The sequence below is a fragment of the Tateyamaria sp. 7Alg 36 genome (genome assembly GCF_059882455.1).
Window position 1 is genome coordinate 2,642,111 of sequence record NZ_CM187613.1, and the last position, 25,415, is coordinate 2,667,525.

At 61.7% G+C, this 25,415-nt stretch carries 23 protein-coding genes; 15 read left to right on the forward strand and 8 right to left on the reverse strand.

Features of this window, described 5'->3' with window-relative positions:
• Nucleotide 1: 1 nt before the first annotated feature.
• A complete protein-coding gene (rpe, locus tag AC6GQJ_RS12920; RefSeq protein WP_500768866.1) occupies nucleotides 2-691 on the reverse strand; it encodes a ribulose-phosphate 3-epimerase in 690 nt (229 codons plus the stop codon).
• A 162-nt stretch (nucleotides 692-853) separates the two neighbouring features.
• Between rpe and xylB the strand changes: the two genes are divergently transcribed.
• From xylB to AC6GQJ_RS12935, 3 genes are read left to right on the forward strand one after another with little or no spacing between them, the layout of a single operon-like run.
• Nucleotides 854-2,302: a xylulokinase gene (xylB, locus tag AC6GQJ_RS12925; protein WP_500768868.1), complete on the forward strand. Its 1,449-nt coding sequence runs from the start codon at nucleotides 854-856 to the stop codon at nucleotides 2,300-2,302.
• Nucleotides 2,299-3,606 carry a xylose isomerase gene (xylA, locus tag AC6GQJ_RS12930; protein WP_500768870.1) on the forward strand — a complete coding sequence of 436 codons (1,308 nt, stop codon included), beginning with the start codon at nucleotides 2,299-2,301 and terminating at the stop codon, nucleotides 3,604-3,606. The genes xylB and xylA overlap by 4 nt, the downstream gene beginning before the upstream one ends.
• The gene (locus tag AC6GQJ_RS12935; protein WP_500768872.1) at nucleotides 3,587-4,915 is read left to right on the forward strand and encodes a cytochrome-c peroxidase; all 1,329 of its coding nucleotides are present in this window, start codon (nucleotides 3,587-3,589) and stop codon (nucleotides 4,913-4,915) included. Before xylA ends, AC6GQJ_RS12935 begins: the two co-directional genes overlap by 20 nt.
• Nucleotides 4,916-4,922: 7 nt before the next feature.
• Here the strand turns inward: AC6GQJ_RS12935 and AC6GQJ_RS12940 are convergent, their stop codons facing one another.
• A complete protein-coding gene (locus AC6GQJ_RS12940) occupies nucleotides 4,923-6,425 on the reverse strand; it encodes a CRTAC1 family protein (protein WP_500768874.1) in 1,503 nt (500 codons plus the stop codon).
• Nucleotides 6,418-7,620: an ROK family transcriptional regulator gene (locus AC6GQJ_RS12945; protein ID WP_500768876.1), complete on the reverse strand. Its 1,203-nt coding sequence runs from the start codon at nucleotides 7,618-7,620 to the stop codon at nucleotides 6,418-6,420. The genes AC6GQJ_RS12940 and AC6GQJ_RS12945 overlap by 8 nt, the downstream gene beginning before the upstream one ends.
• Before the next feature lie 177 nt (nucleotides 7,621-7,797).
• Here AC6GQJ_RS12945 and xylF point away from each other — a divergent pair, with 177 nt between their 5' ends.
• The 12 genes from xylF (at nucleotide 7,798) to AC6GQJ_RS13005 (ending at nucleotide 20,671) form a co-directional block, all read left to right on the forward strand.
• Nucleotides 7,798-8,829 carry a D-xylose ABC transporter substrate-binding protein gene (gene xylF, locus AC6GQJ_RS12950; protein WP_500768878.1) on the forward strand — a complete coding sequence of 344 codons (1,032 nt, stop codon included), beginning with the start codon at nucleotides 7,798-7,800 and terminating at the stop codon, nucleotides 8,827-8,829.
• 96 nt (nucleotides 8,830-8,925) lie between these two features.
• A complete protein-coding gene (locus AC6GQJ_RS12955; RefSeq protein ID WP_500768881.1) occupies nucleotides 8,926-10,191 on the forward strand; it encodes a sugar ABC transporter permease in 1,266 nt (421 codons plus the stop codon).
• Nucleotides 10,191-10,946 (forward strand): ATP-binding cassette domain-containing protein, encoded by a 756-nt coding sequence (locus tag AC6GQJ_RS12960; RefSeq protein WP_500768883.1) that lies wholly within the window; start codon nucleotides 10,191-10,193, stop codon nucleotides 10,944-10,946. The genes AC6GQJ_RS12955 and AC6GQJ_RS12960 overlap by 1 nt, the downstream gene beginning before the upstream one ends.
• The gene (locus AC6GQJ_RS12965) at nucleotides 10,939-11,859 is read left to right on the forward strand and encodes a glucokinase (RefSeq protein WP_500768885.1); all 921 of its coding nucleotides are present in this window, start codon (nucleotides 10,939-10,941) and stop codon (nucleotides 11,857-11,859) included. The genes AC6GQJ_RS12960 and AC6GQJ_RS12965 overlap by 8 nt, the downstream gene beginning before the upstream one ends.
• Nucleotides 11,860-12,064: 205 nt before the next feature.
• Complete coding sequence (locus tag AC6GQJ_RS12970) at nucleotides 12,065-12,865, forward strand: IclR family transcriptional regulator (protein WP_500768887.1); 801 nt, start codon at nucleotides 12,065-12,067, stop codon at nucleotides 12,863-12,865.
• The gene (locus AC6GQJ_RS12975; RefSeq protein ID WP_500768889.1) at nucleotides 12,862-14,220 is read left to right on the forward strand and encodes an aminotransferase class III-fold pyridoxal phosphate-dependent enzyme; all 1,359 of its coding nucleotides are present in this window, start codon (nucleotides 12,862-12,864) and stop codon (nucleotides 14,218-14,220) included. Before AC6GQJ_RS12970 ends, AC6GQJ_RS12975 begins: the two co-directional genes overlap by 4 nt.
• Nucleotides 14,217-14,957 (forward strand): tripartite tricarboxylate transporter TctB family protein, encoded by a 741-nt coding sequence (locus AC6GQJ_RS12980; RefSeq protein WP_500768891.1) that lies wholly within the window; start codon nucleotides 14,217-14,219, stop codon nucleotides 14,955-14,957. Before AC6GQJ_RS12975 ends, AC6GQJ_RS12980 begins: the two co-directional genes overlap by 4 nt.
• A complete protein-coding gene (locus AC6GQJ_RS12985) occupies nucleotides 14,958-16,448 on the forward strand; it encodes a tripartite tricarboxylate transporter permease (protein WP_500768893.1) in 1,491 nt (496 codons plus the stop codon).
• Between the two features lie 35 nt (nucleotides 16,449-16,483).
• Nucleotides 16,484-17,416, forward strand: a complete 933-nt coding sequence (locus tag AC6GQJ_RS12990; RefSeq protein ID WP_500768895.1) for a tripartite tricarboxylate transporter substrate-binding protein — start codon at nucleotides 16,484-16,486, stop codon at nucleotides 17,414-17,416.
• Nucleotides 17,417-17,466: 50 nt separating this feature from the next.
• The gene (locus AC6GQJ_RS12995; RefSeq protein WP_500768897.1) at nucleotides 17,467-18,180 is read left to right on the forward strand and encodes a type 1 glutamine amidotransferase; all 714 of its coding nucleotides are present in this window, start codon (nucleotides 17,467-17,469) and stop codon (nucleotides 18,178-18,180) included.
• Between the two features lie 26 nt (nucleotides 18,181-18,206).
• On the forward strand, nucleotides 18,207-19,397 hold the full coding sequence (locus AC6GQJ_RS13000; protein ID WP_500773917.1) for a cytochrome P450: 1,191 nt from the start codon (nucleotides 18,207-18,209) through the stop codon (nucleotides 19,395-19,397).
• 5 nt (nucleotides 19,398-19,402) lie between these two features.
• Nucleotides 19,403-20,671: a type I glutamate--ammonia ligase gene (locus AC6GQJ_RS13005; protein ID WP_500768899.1), complete on the forward strand. Its 1,269-nt coding sequence runs from the start codon at nucleotides 19,403-19,405 to the stop codon at nucleotides 20,669-20,671.
• Nucleotides 20,672-20,740: 69 nt separating this feature from the next.
• On the opposite strand, the gene AC6GQJ_RS13010 is transcribed toward AC6GQJ_RS13005, so the two are convergent.
• The 5 genes from AC6GQJ_RS13010 to AC6GQJ_RS13030 form a co-directional block, all read right to left on the reverse strand.
• Nucleotides 20,741-21,625: a carbohydrate kinase family protein gene (locus AC6GQJ_RS13010; RefSeq protein ID WP_500768901.1), complete on the reverse strand. Its 885-nt coding sequence runs from the start codon at nucleotides 21,623-21,625 to the stop codon at nucleotides 20,741-20,743.
• Between the two features lie 29 nt (nucleotides 21,626-21,654).
• Complete coding sequence (locus AC6GQJ_RS13015; protein ID WP_500773919.1) at nucleotides 21,655-22,167, reverse strand: nucleoside/nucleotide kinase family protein; 513 nt, start codon at nucleotides 22,165-22,167, stop codon at nucleotides 21,655-21,657.
• Between the two features lie 112 nt (nucleotides 22,168-22,279).
• Nucleotides 22,280-23,047 (reverse strand): ATP-binding cassette domain-containing protein, encoded by a 768-nt coding sequence (locus tag AC6GQJ_RS13020; protein ID WP_500768903.1) that lies wholly within the window; start codon nucleotides 23,045-23,047, stop codon nucleotides 22,280-22,282.
• Nucleotides 23,047-24,114 carry an ABC transporter permease gene (locus tag AC6GQJ_RS13025; protein WP_500768905.1) on the reverse strand — a complete coding sequence of 356 codons (1,068 nt, stop codon included), beginning with the start codon at nucleotides 24,112-24,114 and terminating at the stop codon, nucleotides 23,047-23,049. Before AC6GQJ_RS13025 ends, AC6GQJ_RS13020 begins: the two co-directional genes overlap by 1 nt.
• Before the next feature lie 163 nt (nucleotides 24,115-24,277).
• Entirely contained in the window at nucleotides 24,278-25,297 is a 1,020-nt protein-coding gene (locus AC6GQJ_RS13030; RefSeq protein ID WP_500768908.1) for a sugar ABC transporter substrate-binding protein, read from the reverse strand.
• Nucleotides 25,298-25,415 lie beyond the last annotated feature (118 nt).

Consider the following 25,415-nt stretch of genomic DNA (forward strand, 5'->3'; position numbering starts at 1 on the left):
ATCAGGTCCACACACCTTCGGCGGCGGCCCGGATCGCACGGATGTTTTTGCCGTAAGGCGCGGGGTCGCTGACCGATCCACCACGGAACACGGCAGAGCCTGCGACCAGCACGTCCGCCCCGGCCTTGGCCACAATTGGTGCGGTGGTCGGATCGACGCCGCCGTCGATTTCGATATGCACGGGACGGTCGCCAATCATCTCGCGCAGGGCTTTGATCTTGGTCGTCATGTCGATGAATTTCTGACCGCCAAAACCGGGGTTCACGGTCATCACGCAGACCAGATCGACCATGTCCATGAGTTCCTGAACCGCGCTGGCTGGCGTGCCGGGGTTCAGGGCGACACCCGCCTTCATGCCTGCGCCACGGATGGCTTGCAGGGTGCGGTGGATGTGTGGCCCCGCTTCGACATGGGCGGTGAGGACATCCGCGCCCGCATCCGCAAACGCCTCGATATAGGGATCGACTGGCGCGATCATCAGGTGCACGTCCATGACGCCTTTGATGTGCGGGCGGATCGCAGCACAGGTCGCGGGCCCGAACGTGATGTTGGGCACAAAATGGCCGTCCATCACATCGACATGGATCCAGTCCGCGCCCTGATCCTCGACGGCGGCGCATTCGGCCCCGAAATTCGCGAAATCGGCGGCAAGGATGGATGGTGCGATTTTGAGGGAGCGGTCGAAGGTCATGGCGAATTCCTGTGTGGATGTGCCGCTTGTATTATCGTCCCGCAGCGCTTGTGCAAGGGCGGGAGCCTCCGGCGGGGATTTTTTAGAACAGAGAAGATTGGATCGAGTTTAATTTGACATTCGAATTAAAGGGCGCAACTGTGCATCGCAGGGAGGACTGCAATGTATATCGGGCTTGATCTGGGGACATCCGGCGTCAAGGCGCTTTTGATGGATGGCGATGGCCATGCTGTCGGGAGTGCGGACGCCACCTATGACGTCAGCCACCCCGCGTCGGGGTGGAGCGAACAGGACCCCACGCAGTGGACGCGCGCCGTGGCCGACGTGCTGGCGGCGTTGCGCGCGGCGCATCCCGACGCGTTCGGCGCGGTCAAGGGGTTGTCCTTGTCGGGGCATATGCATGGGGCGGTTCTGGTGGATGCGGATGGTGCGGTGTTGCGCCCTTGCATCCTGTGGAATGACACGCGCAGTCACCGCGAGGCGGCGGCGATGGATGCCGATCCGGTCGCGCGCGCCATCAGTGGCAATATCGTATTTCCTGGCTTTACCGCGCCAAAGCTGGCGTGGGTTGCCGCGCAGGAGCCGGAGATTTTTGCCCGCGTGGCGCGGGTGATGCTGCCGAAGGATTATGTGCTGTGGTGGCTGACGGGGCGCTATGTGACCGAGATGTCGGACGCGGCGGGGACCGCGTGGCTGGATGTTGGGGCGCGGGCGTGGTCGGACGAGTTGCTGCAGCTTGGCGGTATGCGCACGGCGCAGATGCCCGAATTGCTGGAAGGCACGGACATTGTTGGCGACGTGCAGGGCGCGCGCCGTGATCTGGGGCTGTCTGTGGATTGCAAGGTTGTGGCGGGCGGGGCGGACAATGCCGTGGCCGCTTGCGGTGTCGGTGCCTTGGGCGAGGGGCAGGGATTTGTTTCGCTCGGCACCTCTGGGGTGGTGTTGACGGGGCGCGATAGATGCGCGCCCTTGCCCGAAAGTGCAGTGCACACGTTCTGCCACGCGGTACCTGAACGCTGGTACCAGATGGGTGTGGTGCTTGCTGCGACGGACAGTCTGAACTGGTTGTCGCGGATCACGGGCCAGAGCGCGGGGGCGTTGGCGACAGCGATGGGCGATACGCTGGATGCTCCTAGTGCGGTGCGGTTCTACCCCTATCTGTCGGGCGAGCGGACGCCGCATAACGATGCGCAGGTGCGTGGCAGTTTTACCGGCCTTGATGTGGCCAGCGGTACGCAGGATCTGACGCGCGCGGTCATGACCGGCGTTGCCTTTGCGCTGCGGGACAGTTTCGAGGCGCTGAAAGCGTCCGGTGCCACGCTGGATACGGCGCTGATTATCGGCGGAGGCAGTCGATCGGATTACTGGTCGTCGTTGATGGCGACCGTTTTCGGCATTCCGCTTGAGCGGGCGGAGGAGGGTGCCTTTGGCGCCGCCCTTGGCGCGGCGCGGATCGCCATGTGCGGCACCACCGGCGCTGACCCGCGTGATGTGATGACCAAGCCGCCCGTGGCGGCCGTGTTCCAACCACAGGCCGATCTTGTTGCGGCCTATGACGATGCTTACCGCGGCTTTGCGGCTGCCTATCCAACTTTGAAAGACATGCCATGACCACCGGATTTTTTGACTCTGTCGCCCCTGCCAAATTCGAAGGCAAGGACAGCACGAACCCCTTGGCCTTCCGCCACTACAATCCCGACGAAAAGGTGATGGGCAAGCGGATGGAGGACCATCTTCGCTTTGCCGTGGCCTATTGGCATTCCTTTGCGTGGGAAGGCGGCGACCCGTTCGGCGGGCCGACATTCGAACGCCCGTGGCATCCGCAGGACGAGATGGGGCGTGCCAAGATGAAGGCCGATGTCGCCTTTGAGATGTTCGAGCGGTTGGGCGTGCCCTATTTCTGCTGGCACGACGCCGATGTGCGCCCCGAAGGCGCGACATTGACCGAGAGTGTGTCGCGGCTGGACGAAATCACCGATTATTTCCTGTCCAAGATGGAAAGCGCCAAGGTGCGCTGCCTTTGGGGCACGGCGAACATGTTCTCGCACCGCAGATGGATGGCGGGCGCGTCGACCAATCCCGACCCGCAGGTCTTTGCTTATGCTGCGGCGACGGTGAAATCCTGCATTGATGCGACGCACAAGCTGGGCGGCGAGAACTATGTCCTGTGGGGCGGGCGTGAAGGGTACGAGACGCTGCTCAACACCGACATGGGCCGCGAGCTGGACCATATGGGCGCGTTCCTGAACATGGTGGTCGAGTACAAGCACAAGATCGGCTTCAAGGGGCAGATCTTGGTCGAGCCGAAGCCGCAGGAACCGTCCAAGCACCAGTATGACTATGACGCAGCTACCTGCATCGGGTTCTTGCGCAAATACGGGCTGGAGAACGAGGTGAAGCTGAACCTTGAGCAAGGGCACGCCATTCTGGCGGGTCACTCGTTCGAACACGAGATCGCAGTTGCCGCGTCCGAGGGAATGCTCGGGTCGATCGACATGAACCGCAACGATTACCAGTCTGGATGGGACACCGACCAATTTCCGAACAATGTGCCCGAGGTGGCGCTGTGTTACTATCACATCCTCAAGGCGGGTGGTCTGGGCGCGGGGGGAACCAACTTTGATGCCAAGCTGCGTCGCCAGTCGCTGGACCCGCAAGACCTGATCGCGGCGCATGTGGGCGGCATGGACATCTGCGCGCGCGGCCTCAAGGCGGCGGCGGCGATGATCGAAGATGGCGGTTTGGAAGACGCGCTGAAGGAACGCTATGCCGGCTGGGATCGCAAAGAGGCCAAGGATATGCTGAAAAGCGATCTGGGCACGATTTCGGAACGGGTTCTGGGCCACGGCCTTGATCCGCAGCCGCGGTCGGGCCGTCAGGAGATGTTGGAGAACTATGTTTCGCGTTTCGTCTAGATCCCTGATCGCAACACTGTGCGCTGCGCTTGGGGCGGCCCTGACAACGGGGCCGCTTTGGGCGCAGGACCTGCCCTATGCAGAGCCTGTGTTCGGCCCTGTGCAATCTGAACAGGTCGCGCTTGGGCAGTTGCTGTTTTACGACCCGATCCTGTCCGGATCAAAGACCGTGTCTTGCGCCACCTGTCACCATCCCAACCACGCCACCGGCGATGGCGTTTCGCTGGGGCTGGGCGATGGCGGGCGCGGGCTGGGGCCGGATCGTGTGACCGATCCAGACAACCTGCCCGAACAACGCATTCCGCGAAACGCGCCGCCTTTGTTCAACCTCGGGGCAACGGAATTCACCGTCTTTTTCCATGACGGACGGCTTGAGAGGGACGACAACCGCGCCTCGAGTTTGCGCACGCCGCTCGGGGCCGAGATGGAAAGCGGCTTTGCCTCGGCCCTTTCGGCGCAGTCGATGTTTCCGGTTCTGTCACCTGACGAGATGGCGGGGCATTACGCCGAAAGCGATGTGTCGCGCGCCGTGCGGCAGGGGCTTTTGACCGGCGCGGGCGGTGCGTGGGACATTCTGGCCAAGCGGGTCGAGGGCATTCCCGAATACCGCCGCCGCTTTGATGCGGTGATCGGGCCTGAGCCCGTGGGCTTTACCGATATTTCCGATGCGATCGCGGCCTTCCTTGATTTCGAATGGCGCGGCGTGGCGAGCCCCTTTGACCTGTACCTGCGCAACGGGACGCGGATGGAGGATGCTGCGATGCGTGGGATGGACCTGTTCTATGGCGATGCGGGCTGTTCAAGCTGCCATTCGGGGCGGTTCCAGACGGATCACCAGTTCCACGCCATTGCCATGCCGCAGATCGGTCCGGGTAAGGCGGCACGGTTTGAAAGCCATGCGCGTGATGTGGGGCGGATGCGGGTGACGGGACGGGCCGAGGACGCCTATGCCTTCCGCACACCGCCGCTGCGCAACGTGGCGCATACTGGTCCGTATGGTCATTCGGGTGCCTATGGCACGCTCGAAGGGGTGGTGCGCCATCACCTTGATCCTGTTGCGTCCTTGCGGGCCTATGACATTCGCGATGCCCTGCTGCCCGAAATGGACACCGACGATTTGCGCGTGCTGTCCGACCCTGCCGAGGTTGACGCGATTGCCGCTGCCAATGTGTTGTCCCCCCAAGACCTGTCGGACGCGCAGGTGGCGGATATCATCGCCTTTCTGAACGCGCTGACCGATCCACAAAGCCTGCGCGGCGCACTTGGCGTGCCGGATGCGGTGCCAAGTGGCCTGCCCATAGACCGCTAGGCGCGTATCAGGGGTTGTTGAGTGTCAGGATCTGGTTGGCTGTCGCATCCTGCCACGGGGTCCAGTCGTCATGCGGCCAGCGCACGCGCAACCGGACCTGATCCGCTTTGCCCAGTCCGAAATGCTGCGGACCTGCGATGCCACCGGCGTGGCCACCGCCAACGGTCACTTCGCGGGCCTGAACGGTTTGGCCGTCGTCAACCTCGATCCACGCCCCGACGGCTTGGGTGTTGGGGCCGGTCTGGCGCAGGTCCACAGCGATCCATTTGCCCGTATCGGCGGTGACATTCTGCCAGACCTCAAGCGGGGCGCGGCGGTTCACCACTGCCAGATCAAGCAGACCATCCGCGTTCAAATCCACGAGCGCCGCCCCGCGCCCGCGATGCATCGACGCCACACCCGCGACATCGCCCGCTTCGGCATAGGTGCCGTCGGCCTGCGCCATCAGCAGGTTGTTGGGGTCTTCCATCGCGTTGCCGGGCATCTGCTGGACATTGCCCTTGGCAATGAACACATCGTCGCGCCCGTCATTGTCCACATCCCCGAACGAGATATGCCAACCGGTCGAGGGGCGCCCGTCATCGCCCAGATAAGGGCGCTGCGCCGTTGTGCCCATGGAAAAGGGGACGTCGCGAAAACGCGGGCCGTCGCCCTCGCGGCGCATCAGCCGCTGGTCGCCCATCGAACTCAGGAACACTTCGTCGCGCCCGTCGCGGTCCAGATCGCGCGCGGCGATGCCCATGCCCCACAGTTTGTGCTGGTGCCAGCCGTCGGCCTCGGTGAACAGGCGCGGCGCGGGCTCCATCGCCCAAAGCTGTTCCTGCCCGTCGCGCACGTAATAGTGGCGGTCGTTGGACACGCGCAGATCGGCGCGCCCGCTGCGGGCCCAGTCGCTGAACAGGATCGACAGCGCGCAATGTCCGGGGCTGAGGGTGGTCTGTGCATATCCTTCACCCTCGGGACGCCACAGATGGTTGTCATCGCAGGCCTCGAACGGGCCATCGGGGTCGGCGCGGTCAACATAGTGGCCATAGGCGAGGGTCGGGCGGGTTTGGCCCTTTTCCCATGCGGCGGAAAAGGCAGTGGACCAGTGATCGTCAAAGTCGAAGGGCGCGGCGGTGAAACCGCAATCGCCGGTACCTTGCAGCAGCACATCTGGCCCGACGCGCAGTACGACCAGATCCATGATCGCGTCATTGTTGAAATCCAACGGATAGGCTCCGACGGTCGCGCTCAGTTCCAGCGCCTCTGGCGTGGCTACTTCGAATGTCACATCGCCGCCTTGTGTGGACGTGTTGCGCAGCAAGACAGGCGGGTTCGATCCCCCTGCCGCCACCAGATCGGGGCGGGCGTCGCCATTGCAATCAAACACCGCAAGACCGCCCCCGACAAAATGCTCCCAGCCGCCATCATATACGTGTGCAGGCATGCTCACAGGGCGGAATTTCGGTGCTTCGGCAAAGGCAGGCGCACCGAGGATCACTAGGGCAAGTGCGGCGGGTCTAAGCATCGGCAAGTTCCTCGACCGCGGTGTGTTGCACGAATTCCAGCGCATAGGCCGCCGCGCCGCGCGCCCACATCGCCGTGTCCCATTTATGCACGGCCACATCCGGTGGTGCCTTGTCGACATCCACGATGCTTTTGCGCATCTCTTCGATCACCGCGTCGGCATAAAGGTGGTCGCATTCCATCTGCACGCCCGCCAGAATGATCACTTCGGGGTCGAATATGTTGACGATATTGGCGAGGCCCATGGCAAACATCTTGCTGGCGCGGTCCACCACAGTGCGCGCAGTCGGGTCGCCGTTTCTGGCGGCGTTCAGCACGCTCGTCACTGTGTGGGCCGCATCGCCAGCGGCGGCGAGGGTGCTGACGCTGTTGGCCTCGCGCAGCAGGGCATAGTCGGCGACATAGGCCTCAAGACATCCCCTTTGCCCGCATCGGCATAGCGCGCCATCAAGTTGCACCTTGGTATGGCCGAACTCCGCACCGCAGCCGCGCGTGCCACGATAAAGCTGCCCGCCCAGCACGATGCCCATGCCAACGCCACTTTCAATGGTGATGGCGATGAAATCCGAACAGTCCTTGCCGATGCCAAAGGTCAGTTCCGCTAGCGCCACGAGGTTTGCGTCATTGTCTACATAGGCGTTGATGCCCAGACGGTCGCGCAGCACCTGCCCGAACGGCACGTTGCGCTGATTCAGGGACGGCGACCAGTAGACCAGACCGTTGCCCGCATCGACCACACCGGCCAGCCCGACGCCCAAGGCGGAGATGTCGGTGATCTCGCAGCCCGCCATATCACACAGCCCCGCCATGCCGGTTGCGATCTCTTCTGCCAGTGCTTCGGGGCTTTTACCCTCGCGGGTGATGGGGTGTTCGAATTCCGCAACATCGTGGCCTTCGAAATCCATGAGCACCAGCGTCACCGCCGTATCGGAAACTTTCAGACCCGCGATCAGATGCGCGTCGCCCGCGATCTTGAGGTCGACGCGGGGGCGTCCGCGCGCGGTCTCGTCTGCCTTGGCATCACGCGGTACTTCCTCGATCAGACCGCCGCGCAACAGGTCCGCCGTGACCGAGGTAACGGTGGCGCGACTGATTCCCGTGCGCTCTGCCAGATCGATGCGGGGCAGGGGGCCGCGCTGCGAAATCTCTTTCAGCAACAACCGCCTGCTTTCGGCTTTGTGATGTCCGAAGGCCATGAAAAGACGTCCTATTTCTAACTGGTAAACGGGTATGTGGCGCGGGTTATGGCGATGATGATGGCGCTTTTTTCACGGGCTGTCCAATTTAATTTGCATTTCGAATTTAAGCCGCTAACAATGAAATACCTGATCGCGAACCATGACGATCGGGAACAGTCTTTGGGAGGACACCACATGAAACGACGCACGATTCTTGCCGCGCTTGCGGCATCTACAATGTTGACCACAGCCGCCTTTGCGGACGGCCATGCCAAGACCGTTGGCGTAAGCTGGTCCGACTTTCAGGAAGAGCGCTGGAAAACAGATGAAGCGGCCATTGTTGACGCGCTGGACGCCGCTGGCGCGACATATCTGTCGGCCGACGCGCAATCTTCGGCCACCAAACAGCTTGCCGATGTCGAAAGCCTGATCACACAAGGCGTCGACGCACTGATCATTCTGGCACAGGACGGCAGCGCCATCGGCCCCGCCCTTGATGCTGCCGAAGCGGCTGGCATTCCGGTCATCGGCTATGACCGCCTGATCGAAGATCCGCGCGCCTTCTACCTGACATTCGACAACGTCGAAGTGGGCCGGATGCAGGCGCAGGCCGTGTTCGACAAGCAGCCAACCGGTAACTACGTGATGATCAAGGGTTCGCCCACCGATCCGAACTCCGACTTCCTGCGTGGCGGTCAGCAAGAAGTGCTGCAAGCGGCCATCGACGCGGGTGACATCACCATCGTTGGCGAGACCTATACAGATGGCTGGCAGCCTGCGAACGCACAGCGCAACATGGAGCAGATCCTGACCCAGACCAATAACGAGGTCGACGCGGTAATCTCTTCCAACGACGGCATGGCTGGCGGTGTTGTCGCGGCTCTGGCGGCGCAAGGCATGGACGGTATCCCTGTCTCGGGTCAGGATGGCGACCACGCGGCACTGAACCGTGTTGCCCAAGGCACGCAGACCGTTTCGGTCTGGAAAGACAGCCGTGAACTGGGCCGCAACGCGGGCGAGATCGCCGTTGCTCTGGCCAATGGAACAGCCATGGATGCGATTGAAGGCTCTGCCACATTCACATCCCCCGGTGGTGTCGAAGTGAACTCCATGCTGCTGGCCCCCCTGCCAGTAACGCAAGACAACCTGAACCTCGTTCTGGATGCAGGCTGGATCGAAAAAGACGTCCTGTGTCAGGGCGTGAGCGGTCTGGCTGTCTGCGAATAAGCAGCGTCTGAACTATCAGTCCCATCCGCCCTGCGCGGGTGGGACATCATGTATCGCGACCTGTCAAAAAAAGGTCCGAGCAGGGAGGGGGAGCCAATGTCCGGCGGACTTGGGAAACTAGTAAAAACACTTCAGATAGATACACGGTTGTTGGGCATGGTCGGTGCCTTCTTCCTGATCGCATTTGTCTTTCACCTTGCGACGGGCGGCACGTTCCTGACCCCGCGCAACCTGTTCACCCTGACGCTACAGACCGCGTCCGTGGCCGTTATGGCGACGGGGATGGTGTTCGTCATTGTGACGCGCAATATCGACCTGTCGATCGGGTCGCTTCTGGGCATGGTCGGCATGATCATGGGCGTCTTTCAGGCGCAGATGCTGCCAGATATCGTCGGTTTCGGCAGTCCCCTGATCTGGGTACTGACGGTCGCGTTGGGCATCTTCATCGGTGCGGCCATCGGGGCCTTTCAGGGCTGGTTGATCGGTTATCTCGCGATCCCTTCCTTTATTGTGACGCTGGGTGGACTTCTGATCTGGCGCGGTGGCGCGTGGTGGGTGTCCAAGGGCACGACGATCTCGCCGCTTGATCCGACATTCGTGATGCTGGGCGGTGCCACGGGCACCATCGGGGTCACGGCCAGCTGGTTGCTGGCGTTGGTCGGGTCGGTTGTGACCGTCCTGTTGTTGATCAACACCCGTCGCCAGCACATCAGCCACAACTTCGCGGTCAAGCCGCTTTGGGCGGAATACGCACTGGGCGCGATCCTTGTGGGCGCGATCTGTGGCGTGACGGCGATCATGAACGCCTATCTGGTGCCATCGCGGATCCTGCAACGCCGGTTTGCCGCCGAAGGGCTGGAAATGCCCGAAGGCTATACCGAGGCATACGGCTTTCCCATTTCGGTGCTGATCGTTCTGGCCGTGGCCATCGTGATGACGGTTGTCGCCAAAAAGACCCGCTTTGGGCGCTACATCTTTGCGATGGGGGGCAACCCTGATGCGGCGGAACTGTCGGGCATCAACACGCGCCTCCTGACGGTCAAGGTCTTTGCCCTGATGGGTGCGTTGACGGCCATTGCGGGTGTCATCGCCTCGGCCCGTCTGGGGTCGGCCGGCAGTTCGCTGGGGGAACTGGACGAATTGCGCGTGATCGCTGCCGCCGTGATCGGGGGCACCGCGCTGGCGGGTGGCGTCGGCACCATCTATGGCGCGATCCTCGGCGCCTTTATCATGCAGGCGCTTGTGTCGGGCATGGGCATGGTCGGTGTGGATTCACCGCTGCAAAACATGATCGTGGGGGGCGTGCTTATCCTCGCTGTCTGGATCGACATTCTTTATCGTCGCAGAACGGGAGACAGCTGATGAGCACCCCACTTCTAGAAATGCGCAACATCTCGATCCACTTTGGCGGGATCAAGGCGGTCGACGATGTGTCCATCGACGTGATGCCGGGCGAGGTTGTCGGCCTGTTGGGTCACAACGGTGCAGGCAAATCCACGCTGATCAAGATCCTTGCCGGTGCCTATACCCGCGACAGTGGCGAGATTTACGTCGACGGCAAAAAGGTCGAGATCAACAACCCCCGCGACGCCCGCGATCTGAACATCGAAACGATCTACCAGACGCTCGCGCTGTCGGACAATCTGGATGCGGCGTCGAACCTGTTCTTGGGTCGCGAAATCACAACCCGCTTCGGGCTGGTGGACGACACGAAGATGGAGGCCGAGAGCCGCAAGATCATGGCGCGGCTGAACCCCAACTTCCAACGCTTCTCTGAACCGGTGCGGTCGCTGTCGGGTGGCCAACGCCAGTCCGTCGCCATTGCGCGCGCGGTGTACTTCAACGCCCGCATTTTAATCATGGACGAACCGACTGCGGCCCTTGGTGTGCATGAAACGGCCATGGTTGCGGACCTGATCAAGGAATTGAAGGCACAGGGTCTTGGCATTTTCCTGATTTCGCACGATACGCGCGAGATGATGGATTTGTGCGACCGCGTGTCGGTGATGAAAAACGGTCAGTTGATCGGAACCGAGCGGGTCGAAGACGTGACAGAGGACGATGTGTTGTCGATGATCATTATGGGTAAAAAGCCCGGGGAAAGCCAGAATGCGTGAAGGGTCGGCCACGACGCTGCACTTGGTGGCGGATGTCGGGGGGACGAACTGTCGTCTTGCCGTGGCCGACGCGACGGGCGTGCGGGCAGATACCGTGCGCCGGTTTCGCAACGACAATTACGACAGCTTTGGCGCATTGGCGGCGAGCTATGTGGCAGAGCATCCGGGACTGACCACCGCCGCCATCGCGATTGCAGGGCCGGTGGGCAAAGGCGAGGGGCGGTTGACCAACCGTAACTGGCATTTCGACGCGCAGGCTTTGGCCGCGGAACTGTCGCTGCAAGAGGTCTTTCTGCTGAACGATCTTGAGGCCTTGGGCCACGCGATCTGTGTGCTTGAGGGCGACTCGCTGACCCACCTGAGCGGCACGCCAGCCCCGCAGGAACCGCAGGCCGTGGTTGTGGGCCTTGGCACGGGGTTCAATGCCGCGCTGACCCACCGCCCCTCTGGCGTCGTCTTTTCGGCAGAGATGGGCCATGCCCGTCTGCCCCATTCGGTCGAGGCGATCGTGGCCGAGGCGGCAGGCGATGACGACATCTTTGATACGGTGGAACATCTGCTGTCCGGCAAGGGACTGGCCAAGTTGCACCGCGCGCGCACCGGCCATGGCTGTGACCCCGAACATGTCGAGGCCGCAGAGGGCGGTATCGAGACATTGCAAATCGCCGCCCGCGCCTTGGGTGCGTTGGTGCGCGAGGTTGCGTATTTGTACCTGCCCGAGGGCGGAATCTACTTCAACGGCAGCCTTGCGCGCACATTGCTAAGCGGTGCGACACGCGATCTGGCGCTCGCGCCCTTGCTGCAAGAGGCGGGGTTTGACGGGCGTCTGGCGCAGATTCCGACATATTTGTTGAACGATGATGCCTCCGCCTTGCATGGCTGTGCGCATTACCTGACGCAGGGCGCGGCCTGAGGGCGACCAGCACCGTGACGCGAACCTTTCCAATATAATCAACACTATGACAGCCGCGCCGACCTGCGCGGCTGTTTTTGTTTGTGCCGTTGAGCGGGGAGCTGGTGAGTATTCAGGGTTTGCTCAAACAGGCTGGTTCATTATATGAACCGGTGGATGCAAAAATGAATTGCAAGATGGTGCAAGCTGCGGCTAGATTTGTGACATGTCTACCATCGCAAAAGCCCTTGGCCTTCTCGACCTGTTCACCGAAGCGCAGCCGCGTCTCGGGTTGTCGGACGTGCAGCGGCTGACGGGGCGCGACAAAGCCACGGTGCACCGCCACATGGTCGCGTTGCAGCAGGCCGGTTTTCTTGAGCAAGACCCCGACACGCGCGCCTATTTCCTTGGTGCGTCGCTGACCCGTCTTGCCGGAATGCGTGCCCGCACGGTGCCCGAGGTCGAAATGCTGCGCGCCCTGATCGACGCGATTAGCGCCGAGGCGGGCGAGTTGGTGCATGTCAGCCGCGTGCAGGGTTTCGATTTGGTCGATGTGTATCATTCCGAAAACCATTCGCACCCCGTGCGGGTCAGCTTCGATCCCTTCGGGTTACCGCCTTTGCTGGCGACGTCCTCGGGCAAGGCTTTCCTTGCTTATGCGCAGCAGGGGCTGGTGGATCATGCGCTGAACGACGGACGCACATGGGTGCGCGGGGCGCCTGCGCCGGACCGCGAGGCGGTCCTTCACGAATTGAAAACCGTTTTGCGCCATGGATATGCGCGCAACCGCGATGCGCTGCGCCTTGGTGTGTCGTCGGTGGCCATTCCGTTGTTCAACGCGTCGCGGGCCGTATTCGCCACCTGCGCCATCGCCTTTCCAACAGGGCGCGGCGGCAAAGAGGCCGAAGCCCGCCTTGCCCGCCTGTTGATGTCCAAAGGGCGCGACATTTGCGAAGCCATGGGGGGCTCGGTGCCGCCCGACGTACAAGAAATCTGGACCCCGAGCCGCGAAAGGGCCGTGTCATGAAAGACGACAACTTCCTCAAAGAACACAATGCGCGCCAGTTCTGGCATCCGATGGCGCATCCGGCGGACAGCATGGCCAACCCGCCGGTTATGCTGACGGGCGGCGAAGGGGTCTATATCACCGATCTGGACGGGCATCGCAGCATCGACGCGGTGGGTGGTCTGTGGAACGTGAACCTCGGCTATTCCTGCGCACCGGTAAAGGCCGCGATCGCATCGCAACTGGACGCGCTGCCCTACTATTCGACCTTCCGTGGCTCGACCAACGACAAGGCGGTCGAGCTTGCCTATCTGCTGGCCGACTTCTTTGCGCCGGACGGCATGTCGCGCAGCTTTTATACGTCGGGCGGGTCCGACAGTATCGAGGTCGCCCTGAAATTCGCGCGCCAGTACCACCGCATTCGCGGAGAGGGGACGCGGACGAAGTTCATCAGCCTCGAAAAAGGATATCACGGGAACCACTTTGGCGGCGCATCGGTGAACGGCAACGCCAAGTTCCGCAACGCTTACGAGCCGCTATTGCCCGGCTGCTATCACATTCCTGGCCCGTATCTGTACCGCAACGTTTTTGGCACCGACAGCGCCGAGGAGTTGGCGAAACTTTCAGCCGCGATGCTTGAGCGCGAAATCCAGTTCCAAGGGGCCAACACAGTCGCCGCCTTTGTGATGGAGCCTGTGTTGGGCGCGGGGGGTGTTATCCCGCCGCATCCAAGCTTTATGCCGATGGTCCGCGAGATTTGCGACCGCCACGGTGTGTTGTTGATCGCGGATGAGGTGATTACTGCCTTTGGCCGGCTGGGATCGCCCACCGGTTCGCAACACTGGGGGGTAAAGCCTGACCTGACCTGCACCGCCAAGGCGATCACCAACGGTTATTTCCCGTTCGGCGCAGTGATGATCGCGGATCACATGGTCGCCACGTTTGAAGAGGACCGCACCGGCGCGGGGTCCGTCGACATGGGCTATACCTATTCCGGCCACCCTGTGGGCGCGGCTGCTGCTGTCGCCGCGATGGAAGAAACCCAACGTATCAAGCCATGGGAAAACGCCGGACCGCGCGGCGCAGAGTTGAAGGCGGGGCTGCAAGAGCTTGCCACCCGCTATGACGTGATCGGTGATGTGCGTGGCGAGGGGCTGATGGCGGCGATTGAACTGGTCAGTGACCGCGCCACCAAGAAACCCGTGTCCAAGGACGCGCCGCTGACCTTCCAGAAGGCCGCCTATGAGGATGGTGTGATGGTGCGCGTGTCCGGCAACAATGTGATCCTGTCGCCGCCTCTGATCGTGGACGCCTCGCACATCCATAAAATCCTTTCCGCGACCGAGACAGGGTTAAAGGCGTTGGCGGCCACGTGAAAACCCGCGCCTCGTCCTCGGCGTTGACCAGCGCCGCGCGGCCGGCAACGCTGCGATCTGGCACTTCGAGCCGCCGTTTCGCGAGCGCCTGTCCGCCCACACCGCGGGTCAATATCGAGGACGTGAACAATTTCCGCCGCGGGCGCGGCGATCTCGCCTTTTCGCTGTTCATGCTTGCGGTGGCGTTGTTCTTCCTTGGCTTCTTTTTCACCCAGACAGGGTGGGAGGACCGCAAGCTGCCCGCGAATATGGCGCGGTACTGGATGGACCAGTTCGGCGTGACCGACCCAGAAGGGCGCACCGCGCGGCTGGGCCGCATCTTGAAACAGGGCTGGGTGGCACCGCTATTGTGTCTGGCGATCCTTGTGCCTGCGGCGGTTTGGAACCTGATCGGCGCCTTGCGCGCACAGGCGTGGCGCAAGCGGTTCAAGCTGCCCACCGACATGACATATGAAGCGACGCAATGGCTGCGCGGGCTTGAGTTCATCGTGTGGTTCATCGCCTATACCGCGCTGGTGCCGGTGCTAGGCTATCTAATGTCGACACTGCTGTTGGGCACGGCGCTGCCGTGGCGGCTGGGCTATCGCGGGGGGCGCTGGATGGGAATTTGTTTCGCCGCCAGCTTTGCCATCGTGCTGGTGTTTCGCACAGGTTTGCAGATACGCACCCCGATCAACATCTGGCTATATGATCAACTGCCGCAACGGGCCGAAACCTTCATGAAGGTGTGGTTCTAGATGGAGGCGCTTTGGACAGGTCTGGATAATCTTGCAAGCTGGCCTGTCCTTGTCGCGATCCTGATCGGGTCGGTCGGCGGGCTGGTGATTGGGGCCGTCCCCGGGATCGGACCTGCGATTGCCATTGCGATCCTGCTGCCTGCCACGGTGTTTCTGGACGATCTGGTCAGCCTTGTGCTGCTGCTTGGGGTGTACGGGTCGTCCATGTACGGCGGTGCGATCCCCGCGATCCTAATCAATACGCCCGGCACGCCGGTCAATGCGCTGACCACCTATGACGGCTATGCCATGACGCGGCGGGGCGAGGCGGCGCGCGCCTTGTCACTCGCCTATGCCGCGTCGTTTTTCGGGGGGTGCTTTTCGATCCTGCTGGGACTGTCGGCGCTGATGCTGTTCGGCCCGTATCTGCGCGATCTGGGTGCGCTGTTCGGGCAGCGCGATATCTTTATGGCCGCTGCATTAGGGGCGGTGTTGCTGATCGCGGCGCATCGCAAGACGATGGGTATTGCCGCGCTGCTGTTCGGGCTGGGTTTCCTGATCTCGTTGGTCGGGCGGCAGACCACGCGGCAGATCGACCGTTACACGTTCGACATCGACTACCTGTTTGCAGGGTTCAACCTGATCGTTGTGATCGTCGGAATTTTTGCGATTTCCCAAGCGCTGTTCCTGCTGACGGGCAAGGATTCCGACCCGCCCGAGGCGCGGTTGAAGGGCGGCTTGCTAGGCGGCTTTGCCGAGTTGGGGCGGTTCAAACCCGTGGCGCTGATCAGCGCGGGGTACGGCACCATCATGGGCATCATTCCGGGCGTGGGCGAGTTCGTCGCGCAATTCTTCAGCTATTCCACCGCGCGGGGCATGTCCAAATCGCCCGAGGCCTTCGGGCGCGGCGCACCGGACGGGTTGATCGCGTCAGAGGCGTCCAATAACGCCGTGCCTGCCGCCGCCATGGTGCCGCTTCTGGCCCTCGGCGTTCCGGGGGAGGCGCTGACGGCGATGATGATGGTCGTCTTTTTCGATGCGGGCATCAAACCAGGGCCGGATATTTTCGAGAACAATCCCGATTTCCTGTTCTCGCTGTTCATCGCGCTGCTGATCATCAACGTGCTGGTGGTGCTGACCTTGCTTGCCTCGACCCGCTTGATTGCGCGCATCATCTATGTGCCCAACCGCCTGCTGGGTGCGTTCATCCTGATCCTGTCCTTTGTCGGAGTCTTTTCGATCCGCAACGCCATTACGGATTGCATGTTCGCCGCCGGTTTCGGCTTTCTCGGCTATGTCCTGCGGCGCATCGACTGGCCTTTGGTGCCGATTGTTCTTGGCTTGGTGCTGGGATCCATCATGATCGAAAAGCTGACCGCAGGCGCGGGACAGATCAAAACCGTGTACGATCTGATCAACCGGCCCGTATCCGGCACGCTGTTTGCCGTGATCCTGATCGTCATCGTTATAACAATTTTTACCAGTTTCCGGAGTAAAAGATTCGAACACTAAAACCGAAAGCACATAAACCACAGGGGAGAGTACTTATGAAAAAGCTTTTGACATCCGCCGCCTTCGCGATTGCCGCGTTGGCGACACCTGTTCTGGCTGAATATCCGACGGGACCGGTGCAGTTCATCGTGCCGTGGCCTCCGGGTGATTTCGAAGACATCCTGACCCGCATGATCGCCGCCGACATGGCCGAGGCAACGGGACAACCTGCATCGGTTGTGAACCGTCCCGGTGGCGGGGATGGCCCCTTTCCCGGTGCGCTTGAGGTGCTTGATGCACCGGCAGACGGATCGGTGATCGGATCACTTGTGATCGGTGTGCCTGTGGTCGGTCCCAAGATCGACATCGGCATCGAAGAGGACAGTTTTGTGCCCGTGGGCATCTTTCTGACCTATCCCTTCGTCCTCGCCGCACTAGGCGACGCGCCCTATTCGAACATGGCCGAACTGGCGGAATACGCAAAAGACAACGATGTGGTGCTGGGCCACTTCGGCGCGGGTCTGACGCCGACCTCGGTATCCATGGCAGCCGCAGCGCAGATGGGGTTCGAGTTTGCGGATGACAGCGCCTTTGACATGCTGGATTGCAACACGCTGTCCTCGGGTGATGCGGATGTGATCAACACGACGCTGGCCTTGATCGAACCTTGTCTGGGCGACATCAACGTGCTGGGCAATATCGGTGCCGAACCGATTGCCAAGCTGGACGGGGTCGAAACGATTGCCGCGCAGTCGGGCGTGAACGATGTGGAGCTGTGGAACGGTCTGTTCGTCAAAAAAGGCACGCCACAAGAGGTGATCGACACCATTGCCGAGATCGCGGCCAAGACGATGGCCTCGGACGCGGCGCAGGCGCTGATGTCTGAAACTGGGGCCGCTGTGTACTGGCAGGGTCAGGAAGAGGCGCAAGCGCGTATTGAAACCGACCGCGTCAAATCAGCCGAGATCGACACGATCTTGGGCCGCTGACCTTTAGGGGCGGTCTTGGTGGGTCGCCCCTTTCCATTACAGGACATGATATGACGCGCTTGAACCTAGGCATATTGCAGGTGAACCACGACCGTTCGGTCGAGGTGGGCGATGCGTTTCCCGATGATGCACACCGTTTTCGCGACCTGTTCGATGCGCAGGACCAACGGTTCAACTACCGCATCTACATGACCATCGGGGGTGAGGTGCCGCGGGACGTCGACGAACAGGATGCGTATCTGATCACCGGATCGCCCTTGTCGGTACTGGACGATCTGCCGTTTCTGCCCGCGCTGTATGATTTCATCCGCGCCTGCGATGCAGCGCGCAAACCACTGATCGGCTGCTGTTTCGGGCATCAGGCGATTGCCGTCGCCCTTGGTGGCACCGTTGTGCGGCAGGACTGGAACATCGGCATTGAAGAGGTCGCAATCAGCGCGCAGTCGGGCCTGACTGTTCCGCAAAGCGCGCGCCTGAACCTTTATCAGTTCCACCATGATGCGGTGACGACCCTGCCTGACGGGTGCATCCGCTATGCCACCTCGGATCACTGCGCCACGGCGGGGTTCGCCAAGGGGGGCCATATCCTGACCACGCAGGCACACCCCGAATTTACCGACCCGTTCATGCGCTGCGTGCTGGACCACACCGCGCCGGTCCTGTCATCCGATCAGGTGGCGCAAGCCAAGGCGACGCTGGGGCGGCGCAATGATGGTGCGGTGTTCGGCCAATGGATCACGAAATTTATCGGGGGGCATCCGTGAAAAATCTGGCCGACCACGACAGTTTCATGGACGGGGTGCCGCATGACACCTTTGCCGCGATGCGCGCCAACGCGCCCGTGCACTGGACCGACAGTCATGGCGGGGACAAGGGGTTCTGGTCGTTGACCCGTTACGCCGACATCATGGCCGCGCAAAAGAACGCGCTGACCTTTTCCAGCGCGCAGGGCATCCGGATCGAGGATCAAAGCCGCGAAGAATACCTTGCCCGCCGCACCTTTCAGGAGACCGACCCGCCCGAACATTCCGCGACGCGACGGCTGGTGAACCCAGCCTTTGCCAAACCGGTGATGGCGGGGTTCGAACCGTTGATCCGCGACTTGGCCAAGGACATCGTTTCGCAGGCGCTGGATCATACCGAATTTGACGGCATCGACCTGATTGCCAAGCGGCTGCCGATGTTGATGCTGGGGCGCATCCTTGGCGTGCCTGAGGGCGATCTTGAATGGCTGGTCCAGCGCGGCGATGCGTTGATCGGCAACACCGACCCAGACTTTACCGACACGGTGATCGACAAGGTGGATACAGATGCCTACCGGATGATGCCCTTCCGCTCGCCTGCCGGAGTCGAGCTGTATGATTATGCCGATCAAGTGCTGAGCGGTGCGCGCCCTGTCGATGACGCGGGCATTCTGGCGCGGGTGCTGCGGGCGGAAAACGGCGCGATGGCGGGGCAGGATTTCAAGAACTTCTTCTGCCTGCTGGTGGCGGCCGGAAATGACACGACCCGCTATTCCATCGCCATGGCGCTCTGGCTGTTGACGCAACAGAAGGATCTGCTGGGCCAGTTGCAGTCGGGCAAGGTCTGGGACACATGCGCCGATGAATTCATCCGCCTTGCCTCACCCACTTTGCACTTCCGGCGCACGGCGACACGGGATGTGGCCCTGCATGACACCACCATCCGCGAGGGCGACAAGGTGCTGCTGTGGTTTGTGTCGGGCAACCGAGACGACACCGTGTTTGACGCACCGGACGCGGCGCGCCTTGATCGCAGCCCCAACCGCCACATGGCCTTTGGACAGGGCGGGCCGCACGTCTGTCTTGGCATGTGGCTGGCCAAGCTCGAACTCCGGGCCGTGTTGCAGGAACTTGCGGGCCGTATCAGCGGGCTTGAGGCCGTGTCGCCGCCCACGTGGACCCGATCCAATTTCATCTGCGGGGTCAAATCCCTGACCCTGCGCCCAACTTTGAAGTGATGCCCATGACCCAACGGACCCGCGTCTTATTCTGTGACCTTCTGAACCTGCCACGCGGCAAATATGTGCCGTCGTCACTGGCCGCAGGGGGCAAGGTCGGCTTTGCACGCGGGGTGTTCGGCACCACTTTTGACCGCGACCTGATCCCTGTTCCAGGGGCGGGGGTGTTCGACGGATTGCCGGATATGGAATTGGTGCTGGACGCGGCACGCCACCCCGACTGGCAGCGTGACACCGAAATCGCCTTGGGCAGTCTGCATGTCGATGGTGCCCCCTTCGGCCTGTGCGCGCGCGGGCGGTTGCAAGCGGCAGTTGATGCATGGGCGGCACGGGGGCTGAAACCCAAGGTTGGGATCGAGCTTGAGGCCTATGTCTTCCAGCAGGACAGCGACGGCGTCTGGACGCCCTATGACACGCCGGGGGCTTTCGTCTACGGCACGGGGCCGCAGAATGATCCGGCCGGTTTGATGGATGCGCTGTGGTCCACGGCAGTGTCGGTCGGGCTGGGCATTGAATCGATGAACGGTGAATATGACAGCGGGCAGTTCGAACTGACCCTCGGGTTTGATGATGCGGTTGCCGCCTGCGACAGCGCGTTTCTGTTCAAGACCATGGCGCGCGAGGTTGCTGCCGATATGGGTCTGTTGCTGACCTTCCTGCCGAAGCCCATTCCCGACCGTGGCGGATCGGGCATGCACATCAATTTCAGCTTTGAGGACAGTGACGACAAAAACGTTATTGCGCCTGACGGGGCGCTGTCGGATGTGGCGCGGGGCTGCATCGCGGGGTTGATCCACCATCACGAGGGGTTGGCCGGATTGCTGGGCATGACGGTGAACAGTTACGACCGCCTTGGGCCTGCGTCGATGGCGGGCTATTGGGGCAATTGGGCCGACGATCACCGTCTGGTTACCACGCGATCCTGTGTGACCTCGCCCAAATCGGCGCGGTTGGAGCATCGTATGGCAGACTGTGCGACGAACCCCTATCTCGCCGTGGCGGCGGTGTTGCAGGCGGCCCTGCTGGGCGTTGAAAACACCTATCCTGTGCCAGAGGCCGAAGATCTGGACGGGTTGGAAAATGTCCGCGCCACACGCCACGTGCCTGCATCGCTGGACCGCGCACTAGAGGCGCTGGACAAGGACGCGACTCTGCGCAACGCGGTGGGGGAGGAGATTTGCGACGCGGTGATCTTCCTCAAGCAGGACGAGTGGAAGCGGCTTAAGGACAAATCCGTGGACGAGGTGCGCGATTTCTACCTGCCCTTTGTCTAGCTAGGCGCGGGGCATGTCCGCGGGGGGCGCAGCGCCGCAGCAAACTGCGACGCTGTGATCATGTGACAATCAGGACAGTTCGCTGGCCCATGGCGGGTTCGCGCCCGCGCGGGACACGGTGACCGATGCCGCACGTGCCGCAAGGGTCAGCATATCGTGCAACGTCGCCTCGGGCAGGTCGGCAATGGCGGACGGGTGCAGCGCATCGGCGGCGCGCAGCGCGGCAAGGCAGCCTGCGTTGAACGTATCGCCCGCGCCGACTGTGTCGACGACCGTGGCCTTGACCGCAGGGGCGTGCAGGTGGCGCCCCCCTTGCAGATAGGCAGTTGCGCCTTGGCTGCCTTCGGTCAGCAGGAACATTTTGGTGCCTTTGGACAGGATCGCCTGCGCCTTGTCGGCCAGCGATGCTGTGCCGGGCTCAAGCCAGTTCAGATCGTCATCGGACAGCTTCACGATATCTGCGCGTCCGATCAACGCGTTCAACCGTGCGCGATAACCGTCGTGGTCGGACACAAAGCTGGGGCGGATGTTAGGGTCGGCCATAACCAGACGCCGCTCTGGCTGGGCCAATGCGAGGGTCAGCAGGCTGTCCGCTACAGGCGGATTGCAAAGGGAAATACCGCCAAAGAACAACGCCTCGGCATCGGAATGGACGGGGTCGATGTCGTCCGGTTCGATGCCGCGGGTCGCGGTGTTTTCATCGTAGAAGGTGTAGGTCGCCTGACCTTCGTCCAAATGCACAAAGGCCAGCGTCGTGTTGCGCGCGCTGCGCACCACGTGGTTGGTCGATACGTTGCTTGCGGCCATGTGGTCGGCAATCATCGTGCCGAACGGGTCCGAGGACAGTCCGGTAATCAGCCCCGTGGGCACGCCCAGCCGCCCCAAAGCTACCGCTGTGTTCAGCACTGCGCCGCCCACATGCGGCACATAGGCCCCGTTTGCGTCGGGGATCATATCAATAAGCGCTTCTCCGCAGCACAGGATCATGTCGGCACCTCGTTCAGAATAATGTCGGCAGGCAGCATGTTTTCCAGCACGCGGTCTGCATTTTTCAGGTCGTTGCCCTCGGCGCGGGCAATGGCCTGATCCGGGGGCATGTCGTGGTCCAGCCAGCGTTGCACCAGCCGTTGCCGCAGCAATGCGCGCGGCGGTGTCAGGGCAATCGACAGCGACCAGTGCTGCGCCAGTTCGCGCCAAACAGGCGCGTCGTACAGCAGGTAGTTGCCTTCGATCAGGACGGTCTCACAGGCGGCGGGCAGGCGCCCTGCGCCTGCGATGGCGATGTCGCGACTGCGGTCGAATTGCGGATAGACCAGATCGGCCGGATCCTGCATCGCACTTACCAGCCGCAGCACGCCGCGTGCGTCGAATGTATGTGGCGCGCCTTTTTCGGCGCGGGTGCCGTCAAGATCGAGCAGACGGTTATCCAGGTGAAACCCGTCCATCGGGACGACCAGCGCCATATGTCCCATGGCCTGAAGCGTGTTTGCGAGCATTCCAGACACAGTGGATTTCCCACTGCCGGGGGGCCCCACAACGGCGATCAGGCGCCGCTGTGGGGACAGCGGCGCCTGCATGATCTGCGTACAGATCTGTGAGAGTGAGAGGTCAGGCGGCACTTGCCGGTTCCGCAGCGCCAGTCATGTAGGCAACGGCGTCCGACATCGAATGCTCTTTCGGGTCGATCACGCACAGGCGACGGCCCAGACGGTGCACATGGATGCGGTCCGCAATTTCGAACACGTGGGGCATGTTGTGGCTGATCAGGATGATCGGAATGCCACGGCTGCGCACGTCCTGAATCAGTTCCAGCACCTTGCGGCTTTCCTTGACCCCGAGGGCGGCGGTGGGTTCGTCGAGGATGACGACCTTGGACCCGAAGGCCGCCGCGCGGGCCACGGCCACGCCCTGACGCTGACCACCGGACAGGGACTCAACCGCTTGGTTGATGTTCTGGATCGTCGCAAGGCCCAGTTCGGACAGCTTTTCGCGGGCGAACTTCTCCATCGCGCTTTTGTCGAGCTGGCGGAACAGTTTCCCCATGAGGCCGGGTTTGCGCAACTCGCGGCCCATGAACATGTTGTCGGCAATCGACAGGGCAGGGGACATGGCCAGCTGCTGGTACACGGTTTCGATCCCGTGTTCGCGCGCTTCGATGGGCGAGCGGAAGCTGATTTCCTTGCCTTCCATCCAGATGGTGCCTTCGTCGGGGATGGTGGCCCCCGACACGGCCTTGATCATCGAGGATTTGCCGGCCCCGTTGTCGCCGATCACGGCAAGAATTTCGCCTGGCATCAGGTCAAAGTCTGCGTGATCCAGTGCGGTGACCTTGCCATAGCGTTTTACAAGGCCGCGTGCTTTGAGAATGGGTTCCATTATGCGCTCACTTTCCGGATCCACTGATCCACTGCGACGGCACCGATGATCAGCATACCGATCAACATGAATGTCCATTGGGGGTCGGCCCCTGCCATGCGCAGGCCGAGTTCGAATACACCGACGATCAGGGCGCCAAACAGGGCCCCTGCGATAGAGCCGCGTCCGCCGAACAACGAGATGCCGCCGATCACAACAGCCGTAATGGCCTGAATGTTGCCGATGACGCCTGTGGTGGCCGAAGGAGAGATCGAACCGAAGCGACCGATCATGACCCAGCCTGCCAGCCCGCAGATGAACCCTGCGGCCATATAGACGCTCATATAGGTCTTGTGCACGTTGACGCCGGACAGTTCTGCCGCCTCTGGGTCGTCACCAACCGCATAGACGTGACGCCCCCACGCGGTCGAGCGTAGCGCATAGGCCAGCCCGATGAACAGCAGGATCATCAGCAGCACGCCAAGGGTAAAGGTCGCGCCACCGAGCGACAGCTTGGTGCCGAGGAACTGGAGGAAGGGCGCGTCAGCCTCGATATCCTGACTGCGGATCGTTTCGTTCGAGGAATAAAGGTAGTTCGCCGCCAGCACGATCTGCCACATGCCGAGGGTCACGATGAAGGGGGGCAGCTTCATCCGGCTGACCAGCCAACCGCTGATCGCGCCAAGAAGGGTGCCGACCGCAAGGCCGATGGCCACGGAAATAGCGGGCGGGATGCCATAGCTGAACGATGCCTTGCCCATGATGACCGTACACAGCACCGCGATGGCACCGACCGACAGGTCGATCCCTGCGGTCAGGATGATCAGTGTCTGGGCCGCGGCCAGTACGCCGACGATCTGCACCTGCTGCAGGATCAGCGTCAGCGCGAAGGGGGAGAAGAAGCGCGAGCCGAGAAGGACCGCGAACAGGATCAGTGAAAACACCAGAACGATAAGTGGTACAAGCGATGGCGTCTGGTGCAGCGTGTGCTGCAAGCGGCCAATCAGTCCGGTGCGGGTGTCTTCGAATTGGGCGACGTTGGCGTCAGCGGATGACGCCGCTGATTCATAGTTGTCGGATGGTGACATTTGGTCTTCCCCTCCCGAGGGTGTTTAAAAGGGGCAGGCGAAATGCCCGCCCCTGATGTTTCATACTAATGAAATTCAAAGGCGACGGTCGATGGTTGTCTTCGACCGTCGCCCATGTGTGCAAAAGCATGCCTTGGGGGCGTTCACCCCCGAGGCAGGGCAATTAGCCCCAGCAGCGGTCGGTGCCTTCGGCAACCGAGATGCTGTCAACGCCTTCGGCAGGCTTGTCTGTGACCAGCGAAACGCCTGTGTCAAAGAAGTCTTTGCCGTCTGTCGCTTGTGGCTTGGAACCGTCTTTGGCCCATGCTGCAATCGCTTCGATGCCCATGGAGGCCATCAGCAGCGGGTATTGCTGGGATGTTGCACCGATCACGCCGTCTGCGACGTTCTGGATGCCGGGGCAGCCGCCGTCGACGGATACGATCAGCACGTCGTTTTCACGACCGATGGCTTTCAGTGCTTCGTAAGCACCCGCAGCCGCTGGTTCGTTGATGGTGTAGACAACGTTGATGCCTGGATCTTTGGCAAGAAGGTTTTCCATCGCCTTACGGCCACCTTCTTCGTTGCCGGACGTGATGTCGTTGCCAACGATGCGTGCGTCATCTTCGTCACCCCATTTGCTTGGGTCTTTGACGTCGATGCCAAAGCCGGTCAGGAAGCCTTGGTCGCGCAGAACGCCGACAGTTGGCTGGCTGATGGCCAGATCAAGCATCGCGATCTTGGCGTTGGCGGCTTCGTCGCCCAGTGTTGCGGCAGCCCACTGGCCGATCAGTTCACCGGCAAGGAAGTTGTCTGTCGCAAATGTCATGTCTGCGGCGTCGATCGGGTCAAGCGGTGTGTCCAGCGCGATGACCAGAAGGCCTGCGTCGCGGGCTTGCTGTACAACAGGTGTGATCGAGGAAGTGTCGGACGCGGTCAGCAGGATGCCTTTTGCGCCGTTCGCGATGCATGTTTCGATCGCTTGCACTTGTGTTTCGTGGTCGCCGTCTACTTTACCAGCGTAGGAGTTGAGCGTGATGCCCAATTCTTCGGCTTTGGCTGTCGCGCCTTCGCGCATCTTAACAAAGAACGGGTTTGTGTCGGTCTTTGTGATCAGGCAAGCGGATACAGCATGTGCATCAGCGAACGCAGCGCCTGCCATTGCGGTGAATGCACAAACGGAGCCAAGCAGTAGTTTCTTCATAGTGTCCTCCCTAGGATGTTGGTCAATACGGGCAGTTTCCCGTGTTCGACTGCCCCTAGGTAAAACGCGATTCTCGAATCGTGTCAATTAATAAATAAACTTGATTTATTAATTTCTC